Below are 26,133 nucleotides of genomic sequence, written 5' to 3' on the forward strand. Positions count from 1 at the left end.
CGGCCATTGCCCATTGTGCGTGACGGCATCGGGTGCTACGCCGCCTGCCAGCAGTGACCCAACAATCTCGATCAGACACGTGGCGCAATGACCAATAGACGCCTTTCCAACAGCACGCTGAAGGCACTGCCGGCTTCGGTCGCGGCCCCGCGCTACGACCGCGGCGGCGTCGCACCTGGCATCGTCCATCTCGGCGTCGGTGCCTTCCATCGCGCCCACCAGGCGGCCTATGTCGACGACTGCCTGGCGGCGGGCGAGGCGGACTGGGGCATTGTCGGCGTGTCCTTGCGCAGTCCAGACACGCGCGACGCACTGGCGCCGCAGGATGGCCTCTACGCGCTGGCGATCAGGAGCAGCATCGGCGAAGAGCTACGCGTCATCGGTTCGATCCTGTCGCTGCTGGTGGCGCCGGAAGATCCGGCTGCGGTGCTCGCCGCTCTGACAGATCAGCGCACCCGCATCGTCACGCTCACGATCACCGAAAAGGCTTATCTGAGAGCAGCCGGCGGCGGTCTGGACAGCACCCATCCGGACATCGCCCATGATTTGGCTAACCCGCAAATGCCACGGACGGCGCATGGTTTCCTGACCGAGGCGCTGTCGCGCCGCCGTGCCGCCGGCATCCAGCCTTTCACCGTGCTCTGCTGCGACAACCTTCCGGCCAATGGCGCCACGCTGCACCGCCTGCTGGTCGAATTCGCCGCACTGCGCGATTCCAGGCTCGCCACTTCAGGCGATGCCAGGCTCGCCACTTCAGGCGATGCCAGGCTCGCCGCACACATTGCCGACGGCGTCGCCTTTCCGTCGAGCATGGTCGACCGTATCGTGCCGGCGACTACCGACGCCGAGCGGGCGCGTATCGCCGTCGAGCTCGGCGTCGAGGATGCCTGGCCGGTGATGACCGAGCCGTTCTGCCAATGGGTGGTCGAAAACGATTTCCCGGCTGGCAGACCGGCCTGGGAAAAGTTCGGCGTCACCATGGTCGGCGACGTCGGGCCCTTCGAGGACATGAAGCTGCGGCTGCTCAACGGTTCGCATTCGGCAATCGCCTATCTCGGCCTGCTCAGCGGCTACGACACGGTCGACCGCGCCTTTGCCAATCCGGCGATCCGGCAATTCGTCGACGGACTATGGGCCGAGGCCATCCCGACGCTGCCGCAGGACGCCGGGCTCGATACGGCCGGCTACACGGCCCAGCTCGCCGAACGCTATTCGAACACCGCGCTCGCCCATCGCACGGCGCAGATCGCCAATGACGGCAGCCAGAAGCTGCCGCAGCGCATCGTCGCCTCGGCCCTCGATCGACTGGGCGCCGGTGACCCGCCCGCGCATCTCATGCTGGTGGTGGCGGCCTGGATCGCCGCTTGCGAGGCGCGCGGCAAAACCTTGCCGGAAGCCCATTTTGCCGACCCGATCGACGCTCGGCTTACGGCGCTCGGCAGCCGGCCGGCTGATGAAACGGTGACAGCGATATTCGATCTCGCCGGCTTCGCCAAGGACCATGCCCACCGCATGACACTGATCGATCTGACGGCAGCCCATCTCGAGCGCCTGCGGCGGGGCGGCACTGCCGCAGCTTTGGCGGCGCTTGGCATAGGGAGTGAGAAGCCATGAGACAGACCTGGCGCTGGTTCGGGCCGGACGATCCGGTGACGCTTGCCCATGTCCGTCAGGCCGGCGCCGTCGGCATCGTCAGCGCGCTGCACCACCTCAACGACGGCCGCGCCTGGCCGGCAGACGAGATCGCCAGGCGCAAGGCCGAGATCGAGGCAGCAGGGCTGACCTGGGACGTGGTCGAGAGCATCGTCGTGCACGAGGACATCAAGACCCGCAGCGGCGACTGGCGCAGCCTGATCGACAATTACAAGGCCTCGATCCGCGCCGTCGCCGCCGCCGGTATCAACACCGTCTGCTATAATTTCATGGCGATCACCGACTGGACGCGGACGGACCTCGATTACCCGATGCCGCATGGCGGCACGGCGCTGCGCTTCGATGTCGTCGAGCTCTGCGCCTATGACGTCTTCATCCTTGAGCGAGAAGGGGCGGAGGCCGATCACCCACCGGCCCGTATCGAGGCCGCGCGTGTGCGACTGCAAGGGATGAGCGACAGCGACAAGGCAAGGCTGGAGCGCAACCTGATCGGCTGGGTCCCGGCGCGCGAATTCATCTTCGATCGGGCAAGCTTCCGCCGCGCCCTCGACCTCTACAAGGACGTCTCCACCGAAGGCCTGCGCGAAAACCTGTTTGCCTTCCTGCGCGAGATCGTGCCGGTGGCCGAAGAGGCCAGCGTCAGGATGGCGATCCACCCCGACGATCCGCCCTTTTCGCTGTTCGGCCTGCCGCGCATCGTTTCCAACGCCAATGATGCCCGCGCGCTGCTCGACGCGGTCGCTTCGCCGGCCAACGGGCTGACGCTGTGCACCGGCTCGTACGGCGCGGGCGCGCAGAACGATCTGCCGGCAATGGCCAAGGCCTTCGCCGAAAACATCCATTTCGCCCATCTGCGCAACGTCACCAAGGAGCCAGACGGCTCCTTCCACGAAGCCGAGCACCTCGACGGCGACACCGACATGGTGGCGGTCGTGTCGGCGCTGATTGGCGAAGAGCGGCGGCGCAAGGCGGCAGGCAGGGCGGACTGGCAGGTGCCGATGCGTCCGGACCATGGCCATGCCATCGTCGACGACCTCGGCAAGAAGGTGAACCCCGGCTATTCCTGCATCGGCCGCCTGAAGGGCCTTGCCGAACTGCGCGGCGTGATGCGCGCAGTAGAGACGCTGACCGACTGAGTTACTTGCTCGCCCGGCCGTTCAGCGTCTGTCGAGACGAATAATTGGTGCCTTTGGAATTCCAGAACAACCGTACAGCCTTGCCGACCAGATTTTCATAGGGAACAAACCCGACACTGAACCGGCTGTCGGAGGCATTGTCGCGATTGTCGCCAAGCACGAAGTAGTGGCCTTCGGGCACCTCAAACACGCGCGTATTGTCGCCGATCGAGTTGTCGGTGAGGTTGAGAACGGAATGAGTGACACCCCCCGGCAAGGTTTCGCGTTGAAGTTTGGCTTTCGAGAACTCTTCGGACGAAAAAGTGCCGATATCGTCGAGTCCCACCGCGACATCGTTGATGTGAAGCACCCCGTCGATGATCTGGATCTTCTCGCCGGGAAGGCCGACGATCCGCTGGATGTAGTCCACGCTCGGATCGGGCGGGAACTTGAAGACAACCACATCTCCCCTTTTGGGTTCCGCGCCGAATATACGTCCATCAACGGGAAGCAAGTTGAACGGCACGCTGTAGCGGCTGTAGCCGTATGCCATTTTGGAGACGAAGAGATAGTCGCCTTCCTGCAACGTCGGCACCATGCTGCTGGAGGGAATCGAAAAAGGCTGGAGCAGGAATGCGCGTATTGCGAATGCAGCCGGATACGAGGTCAGAAAGACGAGCACCAGCACCGAAAGCCCACGCGCGTACCATCTGTCCGGCTTGAACCGGTGCGCGAAGGGAACAACGATCGCTGCCCACAGGGCCATCAAACCGATCCCTGAAAAATTGGCCCACCAAGCAAGATCGACGCCAGGCAATACCGGAAAGCCAATGTAAATAAGCGCGAAAACGACGACGCTGATCACCACCAGGCTGGCGACCGCCAGTTTGCCACTGCCGATCCACAGGAACCCGCCAAACGGGCCGCCAAAGGCCGAAACCAGGGCCGTCGACCATCTGGATCGCGAGATAGTTTCTTGTTGCACTGCTTGTTCTGTCATCGGCCAACCCCCACGCCAAGGCAGCCAGACTGTCCACCAAACAAAAAAGCGGGGCAAGCCCGCTTTTTCAGTTAGTCATTTGAGCGGAACTCACGCCGGCAACAGCGCACCTTCAAGCGTCGTAAGCTGGTTGAGGAACTGCTCGGCCTTGCTGCGGGTCTGGTCGTCCTTGGCGTCGGCGGCGTCTTCCCTTGCCTCCTGGATGCGGCGGGCAAGGTCGGCGCGGTCGATGTCGCCGACGGCCACAGCCGATTCGGCGAGCAGCGTGCAGCCGGCCGGAACGATGTCGGCAAAGCCGCCGAACACCACATAGCGCTCTTCCTTGCCTTGCGCGGTCTTCAGCGTAACTACGCCCGGCTTGATTGTGGTCATGACCGGTGCGTGATGCGCCATGACAGTCATTTCGCCTTCGGCGCCCGGAATGACGACGGATTCGACCTGCTCGGAAACCAAGAGGCGCTCCGGCGAGACCAGTTCGAATTTGAAAGCTTCAGGCATGATCAATTTAGCGACTGGTGAATGGTGAATGGTGAACGGTCAGAAAGAATGACCTTCACTCAGCCCCGATTTCCTATCCGCTACTCCCCATTCACAATTCACTATTGACCATTCACCATCAGGCCGCTTCAGCGGCCAGGCGCTGTGCCTTCTCGACCGCTTCCTCGATGCCGCCGACCATGTAGAAGGCGGCCTCCGGCAGATGGTCGTAGTCGCCGTTGCAAAGGCCCTTGAAGCCCTTGATGGTGTCGGCGAGGTCGACCAGCTTGCCCGGCGCGCCGGTGAACACTTCGGCGACGAAGAAGGGCTGCGACAGGAAGCGCTCGATCTTGCGGGCGCGGGCAACCGTCTGCTTGTCCTCTTCCGACAGCTCGTCCATGCCTAGGATGGCGATGATATCCTGCAGCGACTTATAGCGCTGAAGGATCGACTGCACCTGGCGCGCGACCTGGTAATGCTCTTCGCCGACGACCATCGGGTCGAGCATGCGCGAAGTCGAATCGAGCGGATCGACCGCCGGATAGATGCCCTTCTCCGAAATCGCGCGGTTGAGCACGGTCGTCGCGTCGAGGTGGGCGAACGAGGTCGCCGGCGCCGGGTCGGTCAGATCGTCGGCCGGCACATAGATCGCCTGCACCGAGGTGATCGAGCCCTTGGTCGTCGTGGTAATACGCTCCTGCAGCGCGCCCATGTCGGTCGCCAGCGTCGGCTGGTAGCCCACGGCCGAAGGAATGCGGCCGAGCAGCGCCGACACTTCCGAGCCCGCCTGCGTGAAGCGGAAGATGTTGTCCACGAAGAACAGCACGTCCTGGCCCTGGTCGCGGAAATATTCGGCGACCGTCAGCCCGGTCAGGCCGACGCGGGCGCGGGCGCCCGGCGGCTCGTTCATCTGGCCATAGACGAGCGCCGCCTTGGAGCCTTCGCCGCCGCCCTTCTTGTTGACGCCGGACTCGATGAACTCGTGATAGAGATCGTTGCCTTCGCGGGTCCGCTCGCCGACGCCGGCGAACACCGAGAAGCCGCCATGCGCCTTGGCGACGTTGTTGATCAGTTCCTGGATCAGCACCGTTTTGCCGACGCCGGCGCCGCCGAACAGGCCGATCTTGCCGCCGCGGGCATAGGGGGCCAGCAGGTCGAGCACCTTGATGCCGGTGACCAGGATCTGCGCTTCCGTCGACTGCTCGACATAGGTCGGCGCCGGCTGGTGGATCGAGCGCATCTCGATGCCGTCGACCGGGCCTGCCTCGTCGACCGGCTCGCCGATGACGTTGATGATGCGGCCGAGCATGCCCGGGCCGACCGGCACGGTAATCGGTGCACCGGTGTCATAGACGTCCTGACCGCGGACCAGACCTTCGGTCGAGTCCATGGCGATGCAGCGCACGGTGTTTTCGCCCAGATGCTGAGCCACCTCTAGCACCAGGCGATTGCCGACGTTGATCGTCTCAAGCGCGTTCAGGATCGCCGGCAGATGTTCGCCGAACTGGACGTCGACAACGGCGCCGATGACCTGGCGAACCTTGCCTGCCAGGCCGGTTTTCTTGATGGTGGCGGCCGGCGTATTCACAGCGGCGGCCTTGGTTGCTGCCGCCTTCTTGGCCGGAGCGGCCTTTGCTGCTGCCGAAGCCTTCGCTGGTGCCGCGGCCTTAGGGGCTGCCGTCTTGGGGGTCGCTGCTTTCGCCATCGTCTTTACCCTTTTCGTCTCTTTGTTTCGCACACGCTTGAGGTCGATGACCTCCTTGTGGGCGTGCCTAGAGCGCCTCGGCGCCCGAAATGATTTCGATCAATTCCTTGGTGATCTGCGCCTGCCGCTGGCGGTTGTAGGTGATCGACAATTTGTTGATCATGTCGCCGGCGTTGCGCGTCGCATTGTCCATGGCGCTCATCTTGGCGCCCATCTCGCCGGCAGCATTCTCGAGCAGCGCGCGAAAAACCTGCACGGAAATGTTGCGCGGGATGAGATCGGAGAGGATCTCGCCCGGCTCCGGCTCGTATTCGTAGACGGCGCTGCCGCCGTCCTTCACTTCCGCGGCAGCCGCAGGCGCGCCCGCCGGGACAATTTGCTGCGCCGTCGGGATCTGGCTGATCACCGACTTGAACTGCGAATAGAATAGCGTGCAGATGTCGAAGCCGCCTTCGTTGAACAGGTGGATCACCTTCTTGGCGATGGCATCGGCATTGACGAAGCCCAGCGTCTTGACCTCGCGCAGGTCGACACGCTCGATGATCAGCGCCCCGTAGTCGCGGCGCAATATGTCGAACCCCTTCTTGCCGACGCAGATGATCTTGACCTGCTTGCCGTCGGCCAGAAGCTTGCGGATGTGGTCGCGGGCAAAGCGGGCGATCTGCGAATTGAAACCGCCGCACAGACCGCGTTCGGCCGTGCAGACGACAAGCAGATGCACGTCGTCCTTGCCGGTGCCGGTCATCAGCGCCGGGGCATCGCCGCCGCCGCCGATCGCCTGGGTGATATTGGCCAGCACCGCGCCCATGCGCTCCGAATAGGGACGCGCCGCTTCCGCCGCTTCCTGCGCGCGACGCAGCTTCGCCGCGGCGACCATCTGCATCGCCTTGGTGATCTTCTGCGTCGCCTTGACCGAGGCGATACGGTTACGAAGGTCTTTTAACGAAGGCATGCTTCAAACCTGATCCCGTCCGTCCTGCTCAAGCAAAGGTCTTGGCGAAGGCGTCGATTTCTGCCTTCAGCCTGGCGCGCAGATCGTCGGACAGCGCCTTCTCCTTGCGAATGCCGTCGAGCACGTCCTTGCCGGCCGAGCGCATATGCGACAACAGACCATGCTCGAACTTGCCGACCTGGTTGACCGCCAGCTTGTCGAGATAGCCGTTGACGCCGGCGAAGATCACCGCGACCTGCTCCTCGACTTTGAGAGGCGAGAATTGCGGCTGCTTCAACAGCTCGGTCAGACGCGAGCCGCGGTTGAGCAGGCGTTGCGTGGCGGCATCGAGGTCGGAGCCGAACTGCGCGAAAGCAGCCATTTCGCGGTACTGCGCGAGCTCGCCCTTGATTGACCCGGCAACCTGCTTCATCGCCTTGATCTGCGCCGAGGAGCCGACGCGCGACACCGACAGGCCGACATTGACCGCCGGGCGCACGCCCTGGAAGAACAGATTGGTTTCCAGGAAGATCTGGCCGTCGGTGATCGAGATGACGTTGGTCGGGATATAGGCCGAAACGTCGTTGGCCTGCGTTTCGATGATCGGCAGCGCCGTCAGCGACCCGCCGCCATTTTCGTCATTGAGCTTGGCGGCGCGCTCGAGCAGGCGCGAGTGCAGGTAGAAGACGTCGCCCGGATAGGCTTCGCGGCCGGGCGGACGGCGCAGCAGCAGCGACATCTGGCGATAGGCGACGGCCTGCTTCGACAGGTCGTCGTAGCTGATCAGCGCGTGCATGCCGTTGTCACGGAAATATTCGCCCATGGTGCAGGCGGTGAACGGCGCCAGGAACTGCATCGGCGCCGGATCGGAGGCGGTCGCGGCGATGATGATCGAATAGTCGAGCGCGCCGCGCTCTTCCAGGACCTTGACGAACTGCGCCACCGTCGAGCGCTTCTGGCCGACGGCGACATAGACGCAGTACAGCTTTTCCTTCTCAGGGCCGTTGTCGTGCACCGATTTCTGGTTGAGCATGGTGTCGAGGATGATCGCGGTCTTGCCGGTCTGGCGGTCGCCGATGACCAGCTCGCGCTGGCCGCGGCCGACCGGGATCAGCGCGTCGATGGCCTTGAGGCCGGTCGACATCGGCTCGTTCACCGATTTGCGCGGGATGATGCCGGGCGCCTTGACGTCGACGCGCTTGCGTTCGGTGGCCCGGATCGGGCCTTTGCCGTCAATCGGGTTGCCGAGCGCGTCGACGACGCGGCCGAGCAGGCCCATGCCGACGGGCGCATCGACGATGGCGCCGGTGCGCTTGACGGTGTCGCCTTCCTTGATGTCGCGGTCGGCGCCGAAGATGACAACGCCGACATTGTCGGCTTCGAGGTTGAGCGCCATGCCGCGGATGCCGCCGGGGAACTCGACCATCTCGCCGGCCTGGACATTGTCGAGGCCGTAGACGCGGGCGATACCGTCACCGACGGACAGCACCTGGCCGACTTCGGAGACCTCGGCCTCCTTGCCGAAATTCTTGATCTGGTCTTTCAGAATTGCGGAAATTTCCGCGGCGCGGATGTCCATCAGCCGACCTCTTTCAGTGCAAGCTTGAGCGAATTGAGTTTGGTTTTGAGCGACGTATCGATCTGGCGCGGGCCGATCTTGACCACCAGTCCGCCGAGCAGCGACGGATCGACGGTGACCGTGATCGCCACGTCCTTGCCGGCGACGCTTTTCAGCGCTGCTTTCAGCTCGGTTTCCTGGGCAGGCGTCAGCGCATGCGCCGAGGTGACCTCGGCGGCGGTCTCGCCGCGGTGTTCGGCGGCGATCTGGCGGAACGCCTTGATCATGCCGGGCACGGCAAACAGCCGGCGATTCTGGGCAACGACGCGCAGGAAATTGCCGGTGAGGCCGGTGATCCCCGCTTTGTCGGCGATCGCGGCGATCGCCTTGGCCTGGTCCTCGCTGGAGAAGACAGGGCTCCTGATCAGCCGCGAAAGGTCAGCGCTGCCTTCGAGCATCGTTTCGAACCTGTTGAGGTCGGCCTCGACGCTGGCGACCGAATTGGTCTGCAGCGCGAGTTCGAACAGCGAACCCGCATAGCGTTCTGCGACACCTGAGATTGGCGATGACGATTGGGCCACGGACCGTCTTTTCTCTTGTCTGACAGGCCGCAGATTGTTGGCGCGAGCAAAAACTCTGGCTAAATCTTTGACCTTACTGCATTTTTCCAAGCACGGAGGCGCGGCTTCCGCTATCCCCGGTCGAAAGTCGATTGCCGTCTAGCACAGGCATTTTCAGACCGCAATGCGTCGTCCGGCATGGTTTTCAGGCACTATTGTCGCATCCGCCGGGCGAGTTCAGCAACCAACCCCGGATTGATCCCTGATTCAGGGCAAAAAGCCGAAGGCGAAGGCAAGCGGCAGCGCCGCCAGCACCAGTTCGACGACAATGGAAGCCCAGTTGAACGGCGTGTTGGCGCCGTCCGACATCATCGACAGCAGCCGGCCGAAGGCGGTGAACAGCCAGGAGAAGCCGAGCGCCATATAGAGCAGCGGCTGCGCCAGGAGGATGCAGCACAGGCTGACGCCGAGATAGAAGCCCGACATCCGGCCGCGCCCCTCGGCGATCGCCGCTGCCTTCTCCGGTCTGACCTGCAGCCGCAGGATGCGGAATGCCAGCTGTGGCGCCAGGAATAGCAATAGGCCGAGCAATAGGGTCGCGACCGCGCTCGACCACGCCAGCCACTCGCCCTGGCTCATCGGCCACGGAAACGCAAATTCCATCTTGTCCCCTCTTAAATGCATAGTCGAAATTTCCGGCATTCTAGCGAAGCAAGAGACATACGCCAGATGGGCATCGGCAATTTGCGGAAGCCTGTCCTCTGAGCCCCTTCACAAGAAGCTCTGCGGGTCGATGTCGACCTGGACTCGCACCGAGCCCCTTATCTTCGGCCCCTCGGCCAGCATGGTGCGAATGAACCCTTGCATGTCGGCGCGCCGTTCGCCCTGGATCAGCAGGCGAAAGCGATGGCGGCCGCCGATCAATGACAGCGGCGCCTCGGCCGGGCCGAGCACGAACAGGTCGGTGGCTTGCGGCGCGGCGCGACGCAGGCCACGGGCGTGCCCTTCGGCTTCGGCCCGTGTCGCCGCGCTGACGATGACGCCGGCGAGCCTGCCGAAGGGCGGCAGCGCCGCCCGCTCACGCTCGGCGATCTCGCGCTCGTAGAAGGCCTCGGCATCGCCTGAGACGATCGCGCGCATCACCGGGTGGTCGGGTTGGAAGGTCTGCAGCAGGCCGAGGCTTGTCTTGCCGGTGCGGCCGGCGCGGCCGGTCACCTGGCTGAGCAGTTGGAAGGTGCGCTCGGCGGCGCGCGGGTCGCCATTGGCAAGGCCGAGATCGGCATCGACCACACCGACCAGCGTCATGTTGGGGAAATTATGGCCCTTGGCTACGAGTTGCGTGCCGATAACGATGTCGGCCTCGCCGTTGGCGATGGCTTCAAGCTCGAGCCGCAGCCGCCGCACGCCGCCCATCAGGTCGGACGACAAGACGATGGTGCGGGCATCGGGGAAATGCGCGACGACCTCCTCGGCGATGCGCTCGACGCCCGGCCCGCAGGCGACCAGATGATCGAGCGTGCCGCATTCCGGACAGGCTTCGGGCCGGCGTTCATTGTGCCCGCAGTGGTGGCAGACGAGCTGGCCGCGAAAGCGGTGCTCGACCAGCCAGGCCGAGCAGACCGGACAGCCAAAGCGGTGGCCGCAGACCCGGCAGAGCGTCAGCGGCGCATAACCGCGCCTGTTGAGGAACAGCAGCGACTGTTCCTTTCTTTCCAGCGTCTGCCGCATATGGCCGAGCAGCACCGGCGACAGGAAACCGCCGCGTGCCGGCGGCGCGCGGCGCATGTCGATCGTCTTGAGATCGGGAAGTGCCGCCTCGGCAAAGCGCGCCGAAAGCACCGCCCTGCTGTAGCGGCCCTGGCTGGCATTGACCCGGCTTTCGACCGACGGTGTCGCCGAGGCGAGCACGACCGGAAAGCCGCCGATATGGCCGCGCACCACGGCCATGTCGCGCGCGTTGTAAAAGACGCGATCCTCCTGCTTGTAGGCGGGATCGTGCTCTTCGTCGACGACGATCAATCCAAGCTCCCTGAACGGCAGGAACAGCGCCGAGCGCGCGCCGGCGACGACCCGCACGCCGCCTTCCGCTACCTGCCGCCAGACCTTTTCGCGCATCCTTGGCGGCAGATCCGAGTGCCATTCCGCCGGCTTGGCACCGAACCGCTCCTGGAAGCGTTCGAGAAAAGCGTGGGTCAGCGAAATTTCCGGCAGCAGGATCAGCACCTGCTTGCCGCGATCGAGCGCGGCCGCAACCGCCTCGAAATAGACCTCCGTCTTGCCGGATCCGGTTACACCATCGAGCAGGGTGACGCCGAATGTGCCGGTCGCGACGTTGGTGCGCAGCATCTCGGCTGCTTCGCTCTGGTCCGGCATCAGTGAAGGCACGGCGTAGCCGGGATCGGGTGCTGCGACCACCGGCCGCGGCGGGATCATCACCGTCTCGAATACGCCCTGCGCCCGCAGCCCGTCCACCACCGTCGACGACACGCCTGCCGCATGCGCCAGGCCGGATCGCGTCCAGGCAAGTCCGCCTTCGGCCGTCTCCAGCACGCGCGTCCTCGCCTCCGTCATCCGGTCGGGCTTGGCGAAGGTGCGCTGCAGCCCTTCGATCCACGGCTCCGGGTCGAACGCCTCCGGCGCCCTGAGCAGCATGCGCGCCACCATGCCGGGCGGCGACAGCGTGTACTGCGCCACCCAATCGACAAAACGCCGCATCGCGCGGTCGATCGGCGGGCAGTCGAAAACCTGCTCGATCGGCCGCAATTTCTTCGCGTCGACCTTTTCGACGGCGCCGTCCCAGACGATGCCGGCGACCTGGCGGGGCCCAAGCGGAACGCGCACGATCGAGCCCGGCACCACGCGCATGCCAGCCGGCACGGCATAGGTGTAGGGGCGCTCGGCGGGCATCGGCACCAGCACCGGTGCGGCCGCGACAAAGGGCGAATCTTCGATCATGAGGCGTGACCTTGCCCCGACTTTGGTCTAGATCAAAGTCCGACCCCGAATGTGCATGACGTGCACATGAAAAATCTTCAGGAGACCGCCATGAAATTTTTTGTCGACACCGCCGATGTCAAGGAAATCCGCGAGCTGAACGATTTGGGGCTGCTCGACGGCGTAACCACCAATCCGTCGCTGATCCTGAAATCCGGCGGCAAGATCGCCGACGTCACAAGAGAGATCTGCGAGATCGTCAAGGGCCCGGTCTCGGCCGAAGTCGTCGCCACCGAATACAAGGACATGATGGCGGAGGCCAAGATCCTGGCCAGGATCGCCGACAATGTCTGCATCAAGGTGCCGCTGACGCTCGACGGCCTGCGAGCCTGCAAGGACATCCGGTCGGACGGCCGCATGGTCAACGTCACGCTGTGCTTCTCGGCCACCCAGGCGCTGCTCGCCGCCAAGGCCGGCGCCTCCTTCATCTCGCCCTTCGTCGGCCGCATCGACGACAGCGGCTGGGACGGCATGGAGCTGATTGCCGATATCCGCACCATCTACGACAATTATGACTTCCAGACCGAGATCCTGACCGCTTCTGTGCGCACCGTGAACCATGTCAAGCAGGCGGCGCTGATCGGTGCCGATGTCATCACCGCGCCGCCGGCGACGCTCAAGGCACTGGTCAAACACCCGCTGACCGACAAGGGCCTGGAACTGTTCCTCGCCGACTGGGCAAAGACCGGGCAGAAGATCGGCTGAAGCGACTATCCTACGAACAAAAAAAGGCCGAGCAATCGGCCTTTTTTTGCAGATTGCGCACTCCGGAAAGACCTAGCTTGCCGCCGGCTTGCCGTGCTTGATCAGATCCTGGGCGATCGACAGCCGCAGCACATCTGCCAGCTCGCGCGCCGCACGGTTCTCGGCGTCGATCTGGGCCCGGTATGACGCGAATTCCTGGCGCGGCCTGTCGTATGACGACGGAATCGAGCGCTTGCCCCTCGCTATGACCGTGCCCGTCTTGGCATCGCTGAGCACATAGTTGGCGGTCAGCGTTACAGTGCCGGCGGTCGGCTCGTCTTCGTCGGTCGTGACCTGCTCGATTGCCGCCGATTCGACGAGTTCGGAGACGCCGAGATCAAGCGAATAGACCGGCGAAGCCGGCTCGCCGGCGCCCTGGCCGAGCGCGAAGATCAAATTGTTGCGGACCTGCTGGGCGTAGCGGGTCTTGACCGGCTTGACCGAGATCGATGCCAGCTCGGCAACGGCGCCGACCTGCGAGCCGGCGATCAGCGGCGCGCTCGAATAGAGCGGCCGGACCGTGCAGGCGGAAACCAGCGCCACCGAGGCGAGCAGCCCGCAAAGCACGATACGGCGCAGCGTCAGCTCTGTCTTTCGCGGCTCAGGCAACGACATTGACGATCCTCTGCGGCACGATGATCACCTTGCGCGGCGCCTTACCTTCGAGCGCTTTCTGCACGAAGTCGAGAGCCAGAACCGCTTTTTCGACCGCACCTTGGTCCGCGTCACGGGCAATTGTCAAATCGCCGCGTTTCTTGCCGTTGACCTGGACCGGCAGCACGATCTCGGCGTCGACGACAAGCGAGGCATCGTAGTCCGGCCAGGGCCGTTCGGCGACAAGGTCGGTGCCGCCGAGCGTCTGCCAGCACTCCTCGGCCAGATGCGGCATGACCGGCGCGATCAGGTGCACCAGGATCTCGACGGCCTCACGGCAGGCCGCTTGCAGCGCCGGACCGGCTTTGCCCTCTGCCGCCTCGTTGAGCGGCACGGTCAAGGCATTGGCGAGCTCGTAGACGCGGGCGATGGCGCGGTTGAAGGCGAGCTTTTCGATATCCTCGCCGACCGACTTCAGGATCTTGTGCGCGGCCTTGGACACTGTCCCGGCCTCGCCGTCCTTCGCCGCCTCTGGCCGGACTCCGGCGAGCGATTCGGCAGCCGTCGACACCAGGCGCCAGATGCGCTGGATGAAGCGATGCGCGCCGGCCGCACCCTCGTCGGTCCATTCGACATCGCGCTCGGGCGGCGAGTCCGACAGCATGAACCAGCGCGCCGTATCGGCGCCGTAGCCGTCGGTGATCTCTTCCGGACTCACCGTATTCTTCTTCGACTTCGACATTTTTTCGAGCGGACCGATCACCGCCTCTTCGCCGGTGGCGATTTCGAAGGCGCGGCGCTTGCCGTCGGCGTCTTCCAGCCTGACCTCGCTTGGCGCAAGCCAGCGGCCGTTCGAGGCGCCGCCAACCCGATAGGTCTCGTGCACCACCATGCCTTGCGTGAACAGGCCCCTGAACGGCTCGGCGAGATCGACATGGCCGGTCTCGCGCATGGCGCGGGTGAAAAAGCGCGAATAGAGCAAATGCAGGATCGCATGCTCAATACCGCCAATATACTGGTCGACCGGCAGCCATTCAGTCGCGGCCTCGGGGTCGGTCGGATTGTTTGCCCACGGCGCCGTGAAGCGCGCGAAATACCACGAAGAATCGACAAATGTGTCCATCGTGTCGGTTTCGCGCCGCGCATCCTTGCCGCAACGCGGGCATTTGACGTGCCGCCATGTCGGATGGCGATCGAGCGGATTGCCCGGCCGGTCGAACTCGATGTCGTCCGGCAGCTTGACCGGCAGGTCGGCCTTCGGCACCGGCACCACGCCGCAATCCTCGCAATGGATCATCGGGATCGGGCAGCCCCAATAGCGCTGGCGCGAAATGCCCCAGTCGCGCAGGCGGAAATTCACCTTGCGCTCTGCCATCGGCCGGTTGCCGATGGTCCTTTGTTCCAGCAGCTTTGCCACCTCGTCGAATGCCTGATCCGGCTTCATGCCGTCGAGGAAGCGCGAATTGATCATCGCGCCATCATCGACATAAGCCTCGTCGATGACCTGGAAGCTTCCTTGATTCTCGCCTTCCGGCATCACCACCGGGATGACCGGAAGGCCGTATCTGTTGGCGAAGTCGAGGTCGCGCTGGTCATGTGCCGGGCAGCCGAAGATGGCGCCGGTGCCATAGTCCATCAGCACGAAATTGGCGACGTAGACGGGTAGCGTCCACCTCTCGTCGAACGGATGGACGACGCGAATGCCGGTATCGAAACCCTTCTTCTCGGCCGTCTCCAATGCCGCCACCGAAGTGCCCATATGGCGGACTTCGTCGATGAACTTTGCCACCGCCGGATTGTCCTCGGCGGCCTTTTTGGCCAGCGGATGGTCGGCCGCAATCGCCATGAAGGACGCGCCGAAGATGGTGTCGGGCCTGGTCGTATAGACTTCGAGCTCATGCTCGCCGCCGACTGTCTTGGCCAGCGGCCAGCGGATCAGCAGCCCTTCCGAACGGCCGATCCAGTTCGCCTGCATCAGCTTTACTTTTTCCGGCCAGTCGTCGAGCTGATCGAGCGAATCCAGCAGATCCTGCGCGTAATCGGTGATCTTGAAGAACCACTGCGTCAGCTCGCGCTGTTCCACCAGCGCGCCTGAGCGCCAGCCGCGTCCGTCGATGACCTGCTCGTTGGCAAGCACCGTCATGTCCTCCGGATCCCAGTTGACCTTGGAGGATTTGCGCGTCACCAGCCCCTTCTCGACGAAATCGAGGAACAGCATCTGCTGGCGGTGATAGTAGTCGACATCGCAGGTGGCGAACTCGCGCGCCCAATCGAGCGACAGGCCCATGACCTTGAGCTGCTCGCGCATGGCGGCAATGTTCTGATAGGTCCAGTCCTTGGGATGGACCTTGTTCTGCATCGCCGCGTTTTCGGCTGGCATGCCAAAGGCGTCCCAGCCCATCGGGTGCAGCACGTTGAAACCCTTGGCCCGCTTGTAGCGCGCCACCACGTCGCCCATCGTATAGTTGCGGGTATGGCCGATATGGATGCGCCCCGACGGATACGGGAACATCTCCAGCACGTAGTATTTCGGGCGCGGGTCGTCATTGTCGGCTTCGAACAGCTTCTTGGCGTCCCAGGCCTTCTGCCATTTGGGCTCTGACGCGCGCGGATTGTATCGTTCGGTTGCCATCGGGTGTTTTTCACTTAAAAGCATGCGCGAGCCGCCGGACAATGCCCGGGCGGCTCAGGAAATGTCGTCGCGGTGTTCACCATGGATTGCCGGACCCGTCAACTGCGGCGATCCGGCGAAAAGCCAAACACAGGCAGGATATAGGCATGGCGAGCGCCGTCGAACAGCTTTTCACGGTCAAGGCAAGGATCGCTGCCGCCGAGCGCGAGGCAGGCCGCGAGGCCGGAGCGGTGACGCTGGTCGCAGTCTCGAAAACCTTCGACGCCGCCGACATCCGCCCGATTATCGAGGCCGGCCAGCGCGTCTTCGGCGAAAACCGCGTCCAGGAAGCACAAGCCAAATGGCCGGTGCTGAAGGAGGCATTTTCCGACATCGAGCTGCATCTGATCGGTCCGCTGCAATCGAACAAGGCCAAGGAAGCGGTGGCATTGTTCGACGTCATCGAAACCGTCGACCGTGAAAAGATCGCCGCAGAGCTGGCCAAGGAGATCGCCAGGCAAGGCCGGTCACCAAGGCTCTATGTCCAGGTCAACACCGGCTCCGAGCCGCAAAAGGCCGGCATCGAGCCGCGCGAGGCTGTCGCCTTCGTGGCCCGTTGCCGCTCGGTTCACGCCCTCGCCATCGAAGGGCTGATGTGCATTCCGCCGGCCGACGAGAACCCCGGTCCGCATTTCGCGCTGCTGGAAAAGCTTGGGCTTGAGGCCGGCGTCGACAAGCTCTCCATGGGCATGTCCGGCGACTACGAAATCGCGATCGCCTTCGGCGCGACCAGTGTCAGGGTTGGATCGGCGATTTTCGGCGCCAGATGAGGCGCAGCCGACCTTAGGCCACAGGCTGACATTGACTAAGCCAGCGTATAGAAACGGAACGTTTCGTTCCTATATCGGTCGAGTTATTCTCAACCCGTCTGGAGCCACCATGCGTTACAATCAACTTGGAAATACGGGGATGTTCGTCTCCGAACTTTGCCTCGGCACGATGACGTTCGGCGCGGCCGGCGAGAATGCCCAATGGGGCCTGATCGCCAGCCTCGACCAGAAGGGCGTCGACGAGATCGTTGCCCGCTCGCTCGCCGCCGGCGTCAATTTCTTCGACACGGCGGATGTCTATTCCTTCGGCGCCTCGGAACGGCTTCTCGGCCAGTCGCTCAGGAACCTTGGCGTCAACCGTCAGGACGTGATCATCGCCACCAAGGTTCATGGCGCCATGGGCGGCGGCCCGAACCAGCGCGGTTCCTCGCGCGGCCACATCATGGATTCGGTCGAAGGCAGCCTCGAGCGGCTGCAGCTCGATCACATCGATCTCTACCAGCTGCACGGCACCGACACGGTGACGCCGATCGACGAAACGCTGCGGGCGCTCGACGACCTGGTTGCCGCCGGCAAGGTCCGCTATGTCGGCGTCTCGAACTGGCAGGCTTGGCGCATCGCCAAGGCGCTGGGTATTGCCGAGCGCAAGGGCTTTGCCCGCTTCGAGACCGTGCAGTCGTATTACTCGATCGCCGGCCGCGATCTCGAGCGCGAAATCGTGCCGCTGCTCAACGAGGAGAAGCTCGGGCTGATGGTCTGGTCGCCGATGGCTGGCGGCCTGCTCTCCGGCAAATACGGACCGGGCGCCCCCGGCAATGGCGAGGGCCGCCGCGCCAGCTTCAATTTCCCGCCGGTCAATGAGGACCGTGCCTGGGCAGCGGTCGCTGTCATGCGCGAGATCGCCGTCAAGCACGGCGTCAGCGTCGCCACGGTGGCGCTCGGCTATGTCCTGGCCAAGCCATTCGTGATGAGCGTCATCATCGGCGCCAGCCGCATCGAGCAGCTGGAACAGAACCTTGCAGCCACCGAGTTGCAGCTCGATGCCGATGATCTTGTTCGCCTCGACGAAGTCAGTGCCCTGCCCGCCGAATACCCCGGCTGGATGCTGGAGCGTCAGGCGGCCGGCCGGCGGCCGGCGCCCTTTGTGCCGAAAAAGTAGTTCAATTTACCTTCGATTCGATGCTTCGGGAGCCGGCAGGCTCCCGATCTTTTTTTGGGCTCAAGTCAGCCGGACAGTCTCGACCAAAAAGTCCAAAAACGCCCGCACCCGCGCCGGCAGATACTTGCCTTGGCCGACATAGACGGCGTGGGTGAGTTCCTCGTCGCCGGGATTGAACTCTTCCAGCAGCGGCAGCAGCCGGCCGGCGGCAATGTCGGCCTCCACATGCCAGCGTGCCAGCCGGGCGATGCCCGCCCCCGAGAGCGCCATCAGCCGCATCGCCTCGCCGTCGCTGACCAGCGTATTTCCGATGATCGACAGGGTGATCGGTTTGCCGGCCGCGTCGATAAAAGGCCAGCCCTCGAGGTGACGAACGAAACGGAAGCCCATCCGGTTGTGACGATCGAGGTCGGCGGGCGTCTTGGGCGTGCCACGCGCTTCGAGATACGATGGCGCCGCAACGACGACCACCCGGCTCTGCCCGAGCTTGCGCGCCACCAGCCGTGATTCGCCGAGCGGCCCGGCGCGGATGGCGACGTCAGCGCGCTCCTCCATCAGGTCGATGACATCGTCGGTCAACACCAGATCGACCGAGATTTCGGGGTAGCGCTCTAGGAAACGCGGCAAAAGCGGGATCAGCCGATGCTGCCCGAAAGGCACGTAGCTGTTGATCCGCAGCCGGCCACGCGGCGCGGCACCCGCCGCTGCCTCGCGCTCGGCCGCCGCCATGTCGGCCAGGACGCGCACGCCGCTGTCGAAGAACGCCGCCCCCTCCGGCGTCAGTTGCAGCTTGCGCGTCGAACGGCTGACCAGCCGCGTACCAAGCCGCGCCTCCAGCCGCGCGATCAGCTTGCTCACCGCCGACGGCGTCATCCGCAACGCGCGGGCAGCGGCTGAAAAGCTGCCCGCCTCGACGACGCGGACGAACACTTCGATCTCGCCGGAGCGATTGATGTCGGGCCTGGCCATTGGTGAATCTATTTCACAGACGATGTGCCCGATGCAAGGCTGGTTCACAGCACATCGCGGCACGATCTTCCGGATCGGGGCGTGGGAGGACACGGCGCCCGTCGTCAAAACTGGTCGTCATCGAAGTGGGAACCGCCATGCCCCTTGCTCTTTACGCTCTTGCCGCCGGTGCCTTTGGCATCGGCGTCACCGAATTCGTCATCATGGGCCTGCTGCTCGACGTCAGCACTGATCTCGGCGTCTCGATCTCGGCTTCCGGCCAGCTGATTTCCGGCTATGCGCTGGGCGTCGTCATCGGCGCGCCGCTGCTGACGATCGCGACCGGCCGTTGGCCGCGCAAGACCGTGCTTCTGGCGCTGATGGCGATCTTCACGCTGGGCAACCTCGCTTGTGCGCTTGCCCCAGACTACTGGACGCTGATGGGTGCGCGCGTACTGACCGCCTTCGCCCACGGCACCTTCTTCGGCGTCGGCTCGGTCGTGGCGACCGGACTGGTGGCGCCCAACAAGAAAGCCTCGGCGATCGCCCTGATGTTCACCGGCCTGACCATCGCCAACATCCTCGGCGTGCCCTTCGGCACATGGCTCGGCCAAGCCTTCGGCTGGCGCGCGACCTTCTGGGCGGTGACCCTGGTCGGCATCGCCGCCTTTGCCATCATTCTGCTGCTGGTGCCGCGCAGCCGAACAGAGCCTGAGAAGAGCAATTTGCGCGCCGATCTCGCCTTGCTCGGCCGCACGCCGGTCCTGCTTGGCTTTGCTACCACCGTGCTTGGCTATGCCGGCGTCTTCGCCGTCTTCACCTACATCGCCCCGTTGCTGACCGAGATCACCGGTTTTGACGAGGCAGCGGTGTCGCCGATCCTGCTGGTCTTCGGCGGCGGCCTCATCGCTGGCAACCTCGCCGGCGGCAAGTTCGCCGACCGCTGGTTGGTACCGTCCGTTCTCGGCAGTCTCGTCGTGCTGGCGCTGGTGCTCGGCACCATGACCTTCGCCCTGCACAGCCAGGTCATGGCCGTTATCTATGTCGGCCTGCTCGGCGCCGCCGCCTTCGCCACCGTCGCGCCGCTACAGTTATGGGTGTTGCAGAAAGCGCAAGGCGCCGGCCAGAGCCTAGCTTCATCCTTCAACATCGCCGCCTTCAACCTCGGCAATGCGGCCGGCGCCTGGCTCGGCGGCGTGGTCATCGCCCATGGTCCCGGCCTCGGTGCCGTCACCTGGGTCGCGGCGCTGTTGCCACTTTCAGCGCTTGCCGTGGCGGCGTTTGCGCTGCGTCTCGACCGAGATCCTGTCCTCGCTACACCGGAAATCGCGCGGTCATAGAACGCAAACCTCAACCAATCTTTGAAACAGCCATCCTTCCACAAGGAGCAAACCCATGGATTATCGAAATCTTGGCGCATCAGGCCTGAAGGTCCCGGCGCTCTCGTTCGGCGCTGGAACCTTCGGCGGTTCAGGCCCGCTGTTCGGCGCCTGGGGCAACAGCGATGCGACGGAAGCACGGCGGCTGGTCGACATCTGCCTTGAGGCCGGCGTCTACCTGTTCGACACCGCCGACGTCTATTCGAATGGCGCTTCCGAACAAGTGCTCGGCGCTGCCATCAAGGGCCGCCGCGACGCCGTGCTGATCTCGACCAAGACCTCGCTGCCGATGGGCGACGGTCCCAACGATGCCGGATCGTCACGTTCACGCCTGATCAAGGCCGTCGAAGACGCGCTGGGGCGCCTTGGCACCGACTACATCGACCTGCTGCAACTGCACGCCTTCGACGCAGCAACACCGATCGAGGAGGTGCTGTCGACACTGGACAGTCTCGTGCGCGCCGGCAAACTGCGTTATGTCGGCGTCTCCAATTTTTCCGGCTGGCAAGTGATGAAATCGCTCGGCCTGGCGGGCAGATACGGCTATCCCCGATACGTCGCCCATCAGGTCTTTTACTCGCTGGTCGGACGCGACTATGAATGGGAGTTGATGCCGCTCGGCCTCGACCAGGGTGTCGGTGCGCTGGTGTGGAGCCCGCTCGGCTGGGGCCGCCTGACCGGCAAGATCCGCCGTGGCCAGAAGCTGCCTGAGAAAAGCCGGCTGCACGACACGGCAAGCTTCGGACCGCCCGTCGAGGATGAGCATCTCTATCGGGTCGTCGACGCGCTTGATGTTGTCGCCGAGGAAGCCGGCAAGACCATACCGCAGATCGCCATCAATTGGCTGCTGCAGCGGCCGACCGTCGCCTCCGTCATCGTCGGCGCGCGCAACGAGGAGCAGTTGCGCCAGAATCTCGGCGCCGTCGGCTGGTCGTTGACAGCCGAGCAGATGAAGAAGCTCGACACGGCAAGTGAGGTCACCGCACCCTATCCGTATTTTCCCTATCGCCGGCAGGAGGGTTTTGCCCGGCTGAACCCGCCCGCAGTCTGACGCTCCAAAAGCTGGGCGGCGGCTCCCAGGCTGCCGCCCGCCCGGCTAATGCAGAACGAACTCGCCGTCGACCTTGCGCCATTCGTTCGGCGCGATCAGCTTCTGGTGCGTGTAGCTGACCGAATGCAGCGGGCCTTCGAGCTTGGCCTTCCAGAACTCGATGAAACGGATCAGCACGGGAAATTTCGGGGCGATGTCGTAATCCTGCCAGATGAAGCTCTGCAGCAGATGCGGATGATCTGGAAAATGATAAAGAATCTTGGCCGTGGTCAAGCCATAGCCCTTGAGCATCAGGTCCATTTCGGAATGGTCGCGCATTGCGGTCCCCTGGTTGATTCTCCTTCCTCCCAGGCTGAAATTGTGCACCCCATTTGCTTAATCGTCTATTGATATTTCTATGATCGAACCAGATTCCTCCCGCAAAAACATGCGCTTAGCAGCCGCCTCACGAGAGTGCTGACACGACCCGGCAAAGCACCTGCGGCATCCCGCCGCGCGAATCCAACGTCTAATGTTGCCGTCGCGGCCGAACTGTTAATAATGCGCGCGAATTCGCGGCCGCATCGCCGCGATCCTGCCGGCAGTCAAGCCGGCGGTTTGGTTTTGGGGAGGAAGGCGAAGAAATGTCCGATGTTCATGTCCATCGCGTCCAGCCGGCGTGGAAGAAGAACGCGCTGATTGACAACGACACCTACCTGAAATGGTACGCCGACAGTGTCAAGAACCCGGACAAGTTCTGGGGCAAGCACGGCAAGCGCATCGACTGGTTCAAGCCCTACAGCAAGGTCAAGAACACGTCCTTCGACGGCCAGGTCTCAATCAAATGGTTCGAGGATGGCCAGACCAACGTTTCCTGGAACTGCATCGACCGGCATCTGAAGAAGCGCGGCGAACAGACCGCCATCATCTGGGAAGGCGACAATCCCTACGACGACAGGAAGATCACCTATAACGAGCTTTACGCGCATGTCTGCCGCCTCGCCAATGTGATGAAAAAGCACGGCATCAAGAAGGGCGACCGCGTAACCATCTACATGCCGATGATCCCGGAGGCCGCTTATGCGATGCTCGCCTGCACGCGCATCGGCGCCATTCATTCGGTCGTCTTCGGCGGCTTTTCGCCGGATGCGCTGGCCGGACGCATCGATGACTGCAAGTCGACCTTCGTCATCACCGCCGACGAAGGCCTGCGGGGCGGCAAGCCTATCCCGCTGAAGGAGAACACCGACAAGGCGATCGAGATCGCCGCCAAGGCCGGAACGAAAGTCGAAAAGGTCTTGGTCGTGCGCCGCACCGGCGGCAAGACCGGCTGGGCCGCCGGGCGCGACGTCTGGTACCATGACGAGGTCGCCACGGTTAAGGCCGAATGCAAGCCCGAGAAGATGAACGCCGAGGACCCGCTGTTCATCCTCTACACATCCGGCTCGACCGGCAAGCCGAAGGGCGTGCTGCACACCACCGCCGGCTATCTCGTCTATGTCTCGATGACCCACCAATATGTCTTCGACTATCATGACGGCGATATCTACTGGTGCACCGCCGATGTCGGCTGGGTCACCGGCCACAGCTATATCGTCTACGGGCCGCTCGCCAACGGCGCCACCACGCTGATATTCGAAGGCGTGCCGAACTACCCGTCGCAGTCGCGTTTCTGGGACGTGATCGACAAGCACAAGGTCAACATCTTCTACACGGCGCCGACGGCGTTGCGCGCGCTGATGGGCGCCGGCGATGCCCATGTCACCAAAACGTCGCGCAAGTCGCTGCGCGTGCTCGGCACCGTCGGCGAGCCGATCAATCCGGAAGCCTGGGAGTGGTATTTCAACGTCGTCGGCAACGGCAAGGTGCCGATCGTCGATACCTGGTGGCAGACCGAGACCGGCGGCATCATGATCACGCCGGTTCCGGGCGCCACCGACCTCAAGGCGGGTTCGGCGACGCGGCCCTTCTTTGGCGTCAAGCCGCTGCTGGTCGATACCGACGGCAAGGTGCTCGAAGGCGAAGCCAGCGGCAATCTTTGTATTGCCGACTCATGGCCGGGCCAGACGCGCACCGTCTATGGCGATCACGACCGCTTCGTGCAGACCTATTTCTCGACCTACAAGGGCAGATACTTCACCGGCGACGGCTGCCGCCGCGATGCTGACGGCTACTACTGGATCACCGGCCGCGTCGACGACGTCATCAACGTCTCCGGCCACCGCATGGGCACCGCCGAGGTCGAGTCGGCGCTGGTTTCGCATGGGAAGGTCTCGGAGGCCGCCGTCGTCGGCTACCCGCACGATATCAAGGGCCAGGGCATCTACTGCTATGTCACGCTGATGGCCGGCGAAACGCCAAGCGAGGAATTGCGCCAGGAGCTCGTCGCCCATGTCCGCAAGGAGATCGGCGCCATCGCTTCGCCCGACAAGATCCAGTTCGCGCCCGGTCTGCCGAAGACGCGTTCCGGCAAGATCATGCGGCGCATCCTGCGCAAGATCGCCGAGGATGATTTTGCCGCGCTCGGCGATACCTCGACGCTGGCCGATCCGGCGGTCGTCGACGACCTTATCGCCAACCGGCAAAACAAGAAGGGCTGATGCAACCCGCATTGGGCGCCGTCACCGAGCTTTGGCGCTATCCCGCGAGCTCGCTCGCCGGCGAGTTTCAGCAGGCGATCTCCGTCGACTGGCATACCGTCGAAGGCGACCGCCTGTTTGGTCTTGTCGATATCTCGACCGATGAAATCGCACGGCCCGACCGCGAAGCGAAATGGCACAAGGTGCCCCGCATCCGCACCCGGCTGTCGCAGGCCGGCAGGCTGGAGGTCGCCATCCCCGACGGACGCTGGCTTTCGGCACCTGGCGCGCAAAGTGATCGCGCCATTTGCGCCTATCTCGGCTTTGCGGCTTCCATCCGGCCGTTCCGTCGGGAAAATGCGGCTCCGGATTACGCCGGCCTTCTGCTGACGGAACGCTACGTCAAAGCCCCTATTCATCTGCTGACCACCGCCTCACTGGCGCGTTTGAAAGTGCTGCATCCAGAGGGCACCGCCGACGCGCGCCGCTTCCGCCCCAACATCGTCGTCGATATGCCGGAGGTCGAGGGATCGTTCCCCGAGACGGAATGGATCGGGCGCAAGCTAGCGATCGGCGACCTGCTCCTGACCATCTCCGAGCCGTGCCGCCGCTGCGGCTTCACCATCATTGGCCAGGACGGGTTCGACCACGACCCGGCAATCCTGCGCAGCCTGGTCCGCCACAACGCCCATAACCTCGGCGTCTACTGCACCGTCGATCGACCGGCCCGCGTCGAGATCGGCGCCACGATGCGCCTCCTGTAGCTATCGGTACAAATCCGCCCGCGTCGGCGGCAGGCCGCTCGGCCCACGCGCGCGCCTTGTGGCGACGGTCTGGAAAACCTGCGCCGAGGCGCGTTCGAAGGTAATCGAGCAGCCGGTGAGATAAAGCAGCCAGAGCCGCGCCTTGGCTTCGCCGACCTCGGCGATAGCTTCATCGAAGCGTGCGTGGAGGCGCTCGGCCCATAGCCTGCAGGTGCGCGCATAGTGCTCGCGCAAATTTTCGACGTCGTAGACGAGGAAGCCGTGCGCCTCGAGATTGCCGAGCGTCATGCCGATCGTATCGAGTTCGCCGCCCGGAAAAATGTATTTGATCAGCGCCTTGAATTCCGGCCCCTTGCGCAGCGTCTTCTTCAAGCTGCCCTTGTCGCGCCGGGTGATGGCGTGGTGCAGATAGATGCCGCCCGGCTTGAGCAGGCGATGGATCCTCGAGAAATAGGCCGCATGGTTGGCAAGCCCCAGATGCTCGAACATGCCGATCGACGAGATCTTGTCGAAGGAGCCGGACAGCTCGGCATAGGACTTTATCTCGATGGTGATGCGGTCCTCCAGCCCCTCGGCGCGGATGCGTTCACGGGCGAGCTCGGTCTGTGCTTCCGATAGCGAGACGCCGTGGCCGACGACGCCATAATTCTTCACCGCATGGATGAGCATCGCTCCCCAGCCGCAGCCGATGTCGAGCAATCTATCGCCGGGCTTCAGCCGAAGCTTGCGGCAGATATGGTCGAGCTTGTCTCTCTGGGCCTGATCGATATCGTTGGCGAAATCCTTGAAGTAGCCGCAGCTATAGACCATGCGCTCGTCGAGGAAGAGCCGGTAGAATGCGTTGGAAATGTCGTAATGATGCTGGATCGCCTCCTTGCTCGAACCGCTGACGAAAGGATTGCGGCCGGAAAGATCGGTTCGCGTCGTCATCTGTTTTCGCGAAAACAGCACCGCCGGCAGGTCGCGCAGGATCGCCAGCTTCGGCAATGTCTTGAGCTTCGTCCTGAGCTTGCCGTGCGTGGGCAAGGCGTAGAAATCGAACAGCGATCCGTCTTCGACGTCGACCGCCTTGGCAATCCACATCTCGATCAGCGTCGAAAAAGAGGGCCGACGTACGATCTGCCAGACGATGTCCTGGTCGTTGATGGTGAGCACCGGGCCGGCAGCCGGGCCGATCCGCTCGCCTGTCCACAGCCTCACCGCAAAACCCGGCTTCAGCGTCTCGATGACCGTCCGAACAATCCGGGCCGCTCTCTCGGCTGCCTCCATCCCCGTCCTCCCTTACCCGGCAAAATAGTGGCCCGGAACAATAGCGGCTCGATCTTGCCTGCCCGATCGGCCGGCCGCAAGCCGCCCGAGTGCACAAGCAGGCTTGTTCAGGATTTTCGGGTGCCGCGCCTTGCCATTTGCCGGATGACACCCCATCATGGGGGAGTGTTCAACAAATCGAAAGGAGGTGATCCGATGTCGAGTGATTTCGTTTTCCAGAACGTGGCCTCAGC

The 26,133-nt window shown here is 63.7% G+C and carries 22 protein-coding genes; 9 read left to right on the forward strand and 13 right to left on the reverse strand.

Annotation, left to right across the window (positions count from 1 at the left end; genetic code table 11):
* Positions 1–87 precede the first annotated feature (87 nt).
* Complete coding sequence (locus NKI24_RS25480) at positions 88–1,614, forward strand: mannitol dehydrogenase family protein (RefSeq protein WP_352450895.1); 1,527 nt, start codon at positions 88–90, stop codon at positions 1,612–1,614.
* Positions 1,611–2,789, forward strand: a complete 1,179-nt coding sequence (gene uxuA, locus NKI24_RS25485) for a mannonate dehydratase (protein WP_352450896.1) — start codon at positions 1,611–1,613, stop codon at positions 2,787–2,789. The genes NKI24_RS25480 and uxuA overlap by 4 nt, the downstream gene beginning before the upstream one ends.
* A 1-nt stretch (position 2,790) precedes the next feature.
* On the opposite strand, the gene lepB is transcribed toward uxuA, so the two are convergent.
* The 8 genes from lepB to NKI24_RS25525 form a co-directional block, all read right to left on the reverse strand.
* The gene (lepB, locus tag NKI24_RS25490; RefSeq protein WP_352749347.1) at positions 2,791–3,768 is read right to left on the reverse strand and encodes a signal peptidase I; all 978 of its coding nucleotides are present in this window, start codon (positions 3,766–3,768) and stop codon (positions 2,791–2,793) included.
* 90 nt (positions 3,769–3,858) lie between these two features.
* A complete protein-coding gene (locus tag NKI24_RS25495; protein WP_023678096.1) occupies positions 3,859–4,266 on the reverse strand; it encodes a F0F1 ATP synthase subunit epsilon in 408 nt (135 codons plus the stop codon).
* Between the two features lie 118 nt (positions 4,267–4,384).
* Complete coding sequence (atpD, locus tag NKI24_RS25500; RefSeq protein WP_352749350.1) at positions 4,385–5,950, reverse strand: F0F1 ATP synthase subunit beta; 1,566 nt, start codon at positions 5,948–5,950, stop codon at positions 4,385–4,387.
* 67 nt (positions 5,951–6,017) lie between these two features.
* Complete coding sequence (locus tag NKI24_RS25505; protein WP_352681769.1) at positions 6,018–6,902, reverse strand: F0F1 ATP synthase subunit gamma; 885 nt, start codon at positions 6,900–6,902, stop codon at positions 6,018–6,020.
* Between the two features lie 28 nt (positions 6,903–6,930).
* Positions 6,931–8,460: a F0F1 ATP synthase subunit alpha gene (gene atpA / locus NKI24_RS25510; RefSeq protein ID WP_352749354.1), complete on the reverse strand. Its 1,530-nt coding sequence runs from the start codon at positions 8,458–8,460 to the stop codon at positions 6,931–6,933.
* On the reverse strand, positions 8,460–9,020 hold the full coding sequence (locus tag NKI24_RS25515) for a F0F1 ATP synthase subunit delta (protein ID WP_352749357.1): 561 nt from the start codon (positions 9,018–9,020) through the stop codon (positions 8,460–8,462). The genes atpA and NKI24_RS25515 overlap by 1 nt, the downstream gene beginning before the upstream one ends.
* Positions 9,021–9,266: 246 nt before the next feature.
* On the reverse strand, positions 9,267–9,662 hold the full coding sequence (locus NKI24_RS25520; RefSeq protein ID WP_023719708.1) for an AGROH133_08824 family phage infection protein: 396 nt from the start codon (positions 9,660–9,662) through the stop codon (positions 9,267–9,269).
* Positions 9,663–9,770: 108 nt separating this feature from the next.
* Positions 9,771–11,954 (reverse strand): primosomal protein N', encoded by a 2,184-nt coding sequence (locus NKI24_RS25525; protein WP_352749359.1) that lies wholly within the window; start codon positions 11,952–11,954, stop codon positions 9,771–9,773.
* Positions 11,955–12,044: 90 nt separating this feature from the next.
* On the opposite strand from NKI24_RS25525, the gene fsa reads away from it, so the two are divergent.
* Complete coding sequence (gene fsa, locus NKI24_RS25530) at positions 12,045–12,698, forward strand: fructose-6-phosphate aldolase (protein ID WP_023678103.1); 654 nt, start codon at positions 12,045–12,047, stop codon at positions 12,696–12,698.
* Between the two features lie 72 nt (positions 12,699–12,770).
* Here the strand turns inward: fsa and NKI24_RS25535 are convergent, their stop codons facing one another.
* Positions 12,771–13,352, reverse strand: a complete 582-nt coding sequence (locus NKI24_RS25535; protein WP_352749361.1) for an LPS assembly lipoprotein LptE — start codon at positions 13,350–13,352, stop codon at positions 12,771–12,773.
* Positions 13,339–15,963, reverse strand: a complete 2,625-nt coding sequence (gene leuS, locus NKI24_RS25540; protein ID WP_352742889.1) for a leucine--tRNA ligase — start codon at positions 15,961–15,963, stop codon at positions 13,339–13,341. Before leuS ends, NKI24_RS25535 begins: the two co-directional genes overlap by 14 nt.
* Positions 15,964–16,109: 146 nt before the next feature.
* Here leuS and NKI24_RS25545 point away from each other — a divergent pair, with 146 nt between their 5' ends.
* Both NKI24_RS25545 and NKI24_RS25550 read left to right on the forward strand, forming a co-directional pair.
* Complete coding sequence (locus NKI24_RS25545; RefSeq protein ID WP_352450904.1) at positions 16,110–16,772, forward strand: YggS family pyridoxal phosphate-dependent enzyme; 663 nt, start codon at positions 16,110–16,112, stop codon at positions 16,770–16,772.
* A 109-nt stretch (positions 16,773–16,881) separates the two neighbouring features.
* Positions 16,882–17,931, forward strand: a complete 1,050-nt coding sequence (locus tag NKI24_RS25550) for an aldo/keto reductase (RefSeq protein WP_352450905.1) — start codon at positions 16,882–16,884, stop codon at positions 17,929–17,931.
* A gap of 60 nt (positions 17,932–17,991) precedes the next feature.
* Here NKI24_RS25550 and NKI24_RS25555 read toward each other — a convergent pair whose 3' ends face one another.
* A complete protein-coding gene (locus NKI24_RS25555) occupies positions 17,992–18,900 on the reverse strand; it encodes a LysR family transcriptional regulator (RefSeq protein WP_352450906.1) in 909 nt (302 codons plus the stop codon).
* 137 nt (positions 18,901–19,037) lie between these two features.
* Here NKI24_RS25555 and NKI24_RS25560 point away from each other — a divergent pair, with 137 nt between their 5' ends.
* Together NKI24_RS25560 and NKI24_RS25565 are read left to right on the forward strand one after the other, a co-directional pair.
* Positions 19,038–20,219 carry an MFS transporter gene (locus tag NKI24_RS25560; protein WP_352742886.1) on the forward strand — a complete coding sequence of 394 codons (1,182 nt, stop codon included), beginning with the start codon at positions 19,038–19,040 and terminating at the stop codon, positions 20,217–20,219.
* A 55-nt stretch (positions 20,220–20,274) separates the two neighbouring features.
* Positions 20,275–21,309: an aldo/keto reductase gene (locus NKI24_RS25565; RefSeq protein WP_352742885.1), complete on the forward strand. Its 1,035-nt coding sequence runs from the start codon at positions 20,275–20,277 to the stop codon at positions 21,307–21,309.
* Positions 21,310–21,354: 45 nt separating this feature from the next.
* On the opposite strand, the gene NKI24_RS25570 is transcribed toward NKI24_RS25565, so the two are convergent.
* A complete protein-coding gene (locus NKI24_RS25570) occupies positions 21,355–21,627 on the reverse strand; it encodes an usg protein (protein ID WP_023678111.1) in 273 nt (90 codons plus the stop codon).
* Between the two features lie 305 nt (positions 21,628–21,932).
* On the opposite strand from NKI24_RS25570, the gene acs reads away from it, so the two are divergent.
* Positions 21,933–23,888, forward strand: a complete 1,956-nt coding sequence (gene acs / locus NKI24_RS25575; protein ID WP_352749367.1) for an acetate--CoA ligase — start codon at positions 21,933–21,935, stop codon at positions 23,886–23,888.
* Positions 23,888–24,631 carry an MOSC domain-containing protein gene (locus NKI24_RS25580; protein WP_352749370.1) on the forward strand — a complete coding sequence of 248 codons (744 nt, stop codon included), beginning with the start codon at positions 23,888–23,890 and terminating at the stop codon, positions 24,629–24,631. The genes acs and NKI24_RS25580 overlap by 1 nt, the downstream gene beginning before the upstream one ends.
* Here NKI24_RS25580 and NKI24_RS25585 read toward each other — a convergent pair whose 3' ends face one another.
* Positions 24,632–25,900: a class I SAM-dependent methyltransferase gene (locus NKI24_RS25585; RefSeq protein ID WP_352749372.1), complete on the reverse strand. Its 1,269-nt coding sequence runs from the start codon at positions 25,898–25,900 to the stop codon at positions 24,632–24,634.
* Between the last annotated feature and the right edge of the window lie 233 nt (positions 25,901–26,133).

Source organism: Mesorhizobium sp. M0701, assembly GCF_040320365.1.
GTDB lineage: Bacteria > Pseudomonadota > Alphaproteobacteria > Rhizobiales > Rhizobiaceae > Mesorhizobium.

Bases quoted from the DNA above. Each gene is read 5' to 3' on its own strand.
- NKI24_RS25480 (WP_352450895.1), top strand. From the start codon at position 88: ATGACCAATAGACGCCTTTCCAACAGCACGCTGAAGGCACTGCCGGCT.
- uxuA (WP_352450896.1), top strand. From the start codon at position 1,611: ATGAGACAGACCTGGCGCTGGTTCGGGCCGGACGATCCGGTGACGCTT.
- lepB (WP_352749347.1), bottom strand. From the start codon at position 3,768: ATGACAGAACAAGCAGTGCAACAAGAAACTATCTCGCGATCCAGATGG.
- NKI24_RS25495 (WP_023678096.1), bottom strand. From the start codon at position 4,266: ATGCCTGAAGCTTTCAAATTCGAACTGGTCTCGCCGGAGCGCCTCTTG.
- atpD (WP_352749350.1), bottom strand. From the start codon at position 5,950: ATGGCGAAAGCAGCGACCCCCAAGACGGCAGCCCCTAAGGCCGCGGCA.
- NKI24_RS25505 (WP_352681769.1), bottom strand. From the start codon at position 6,902: ATGCCTTCGTTAAAAGACCTTCGTAACCGTATCGCCTCGGTCAAGGCG.
- atpA (WP_352749354.1), bottom strand. From the start codon at position 8,460: ATGGACATCCGCGCCGCGGAAATTTCCGCAATTCTGAAAGACCAGATC.
- NKI24_RS25520 (WP_023719708.1), bottom strand. From the start codon at position 9,662: ATGGAATTTGCGTTTCCGTGGCCGATGAGCCAGGGCGAGTGGCTGGCG.
- NKI24_RS25525 (WP_352749359.1), bottom strand. From the start codon at position 11,954: ATGATCGAAGATTCGCCCTTTGTCGCGGCCGCACCGGTGCTGGTGCCG.
- fsa (WP_023678103.1), top strand. From the start codon at position 12,045: ATGAAATTTTTTGTCGACACCGCCGATGTCAAGGAAATCCGCGAGCTG.
- NKI24_RS25535 (WP_352749361.1), bottom strand. From the start codon at position 13,352: ATGTCGTTGCCTGAGCCGCGAAAGACAGAGCTGACGCTGCGCCGTATC.
- leuS (WP_352742889.1), bottom strand. From the start codon at position 15,963: ATGGCAACCGAACGATACAATCCGCGCGCGTCAGAGCCCAAATGGCAG.
- NKI24_RS25545 (WP_352450904.1), top strand. From the start codon at position 16,110: ATGGCGAGCGCCGTCGAACAGCTTTTCACGGTCAAGGCAAGGATCGCT.
- NKI24_RS25550 (WP_352450905.1), top strand. From the start codon at position 16,882: ATGCGTTACAATCAACTTGGAAATACGGGGATGTTCGTCTCCGAACTT.
- NKI24_RS25555 (WP_352450906.1), bottom strand. From the start codon at position 18,900: ATGGCCAGGCCCGACATCAATCGCTCCGGCGAGATCGAAGTGTTCGTC.
- NKI24_RS25560 (WP_352742886.1), top strand. From the start codon at position 19,038: ATGCCCCTTGCTCTTTACGCTCTTGCCGCCGGTGCCTTTGGCATCGGC.
- NKI24_RS25565 (WP_352742885.1), top strand. From the start codon at position 20,275: ATGGATTATCGAAATCTTGGCGCATCAGGCCTGAAGGTCCCGGCGCTC.
- NKI24_RS25570 (WP_023678111.1), bottom strand. From the start codon at position 21,627: ATGCGCGACCATTCCGAAATGGACCTGATGCTCAAGGGCTATGGCTTG.
- acs (WP_352749367.1), top strand. From the start codon at position 21,933: ATGTCCGATGTTCATGTCCATCGCGTCCAGCCGGCGTGGAAGAAGAAC.
- NKI24_RS25580 (WP_352749370.1), top strand. From the start codon at position 23,888: ATGCAACCCGCATTGGGCGCCGTCACCGAGCTTTGGCGCTATCCCGCG.
- NKI24_RS25585 (WP_352749372.1), bottom strand. From the start codon at position 25,900: ATGGAGGCAGCCGAGAGAGCGGCCCGGATTGTTCGGACGGTCATCGAG.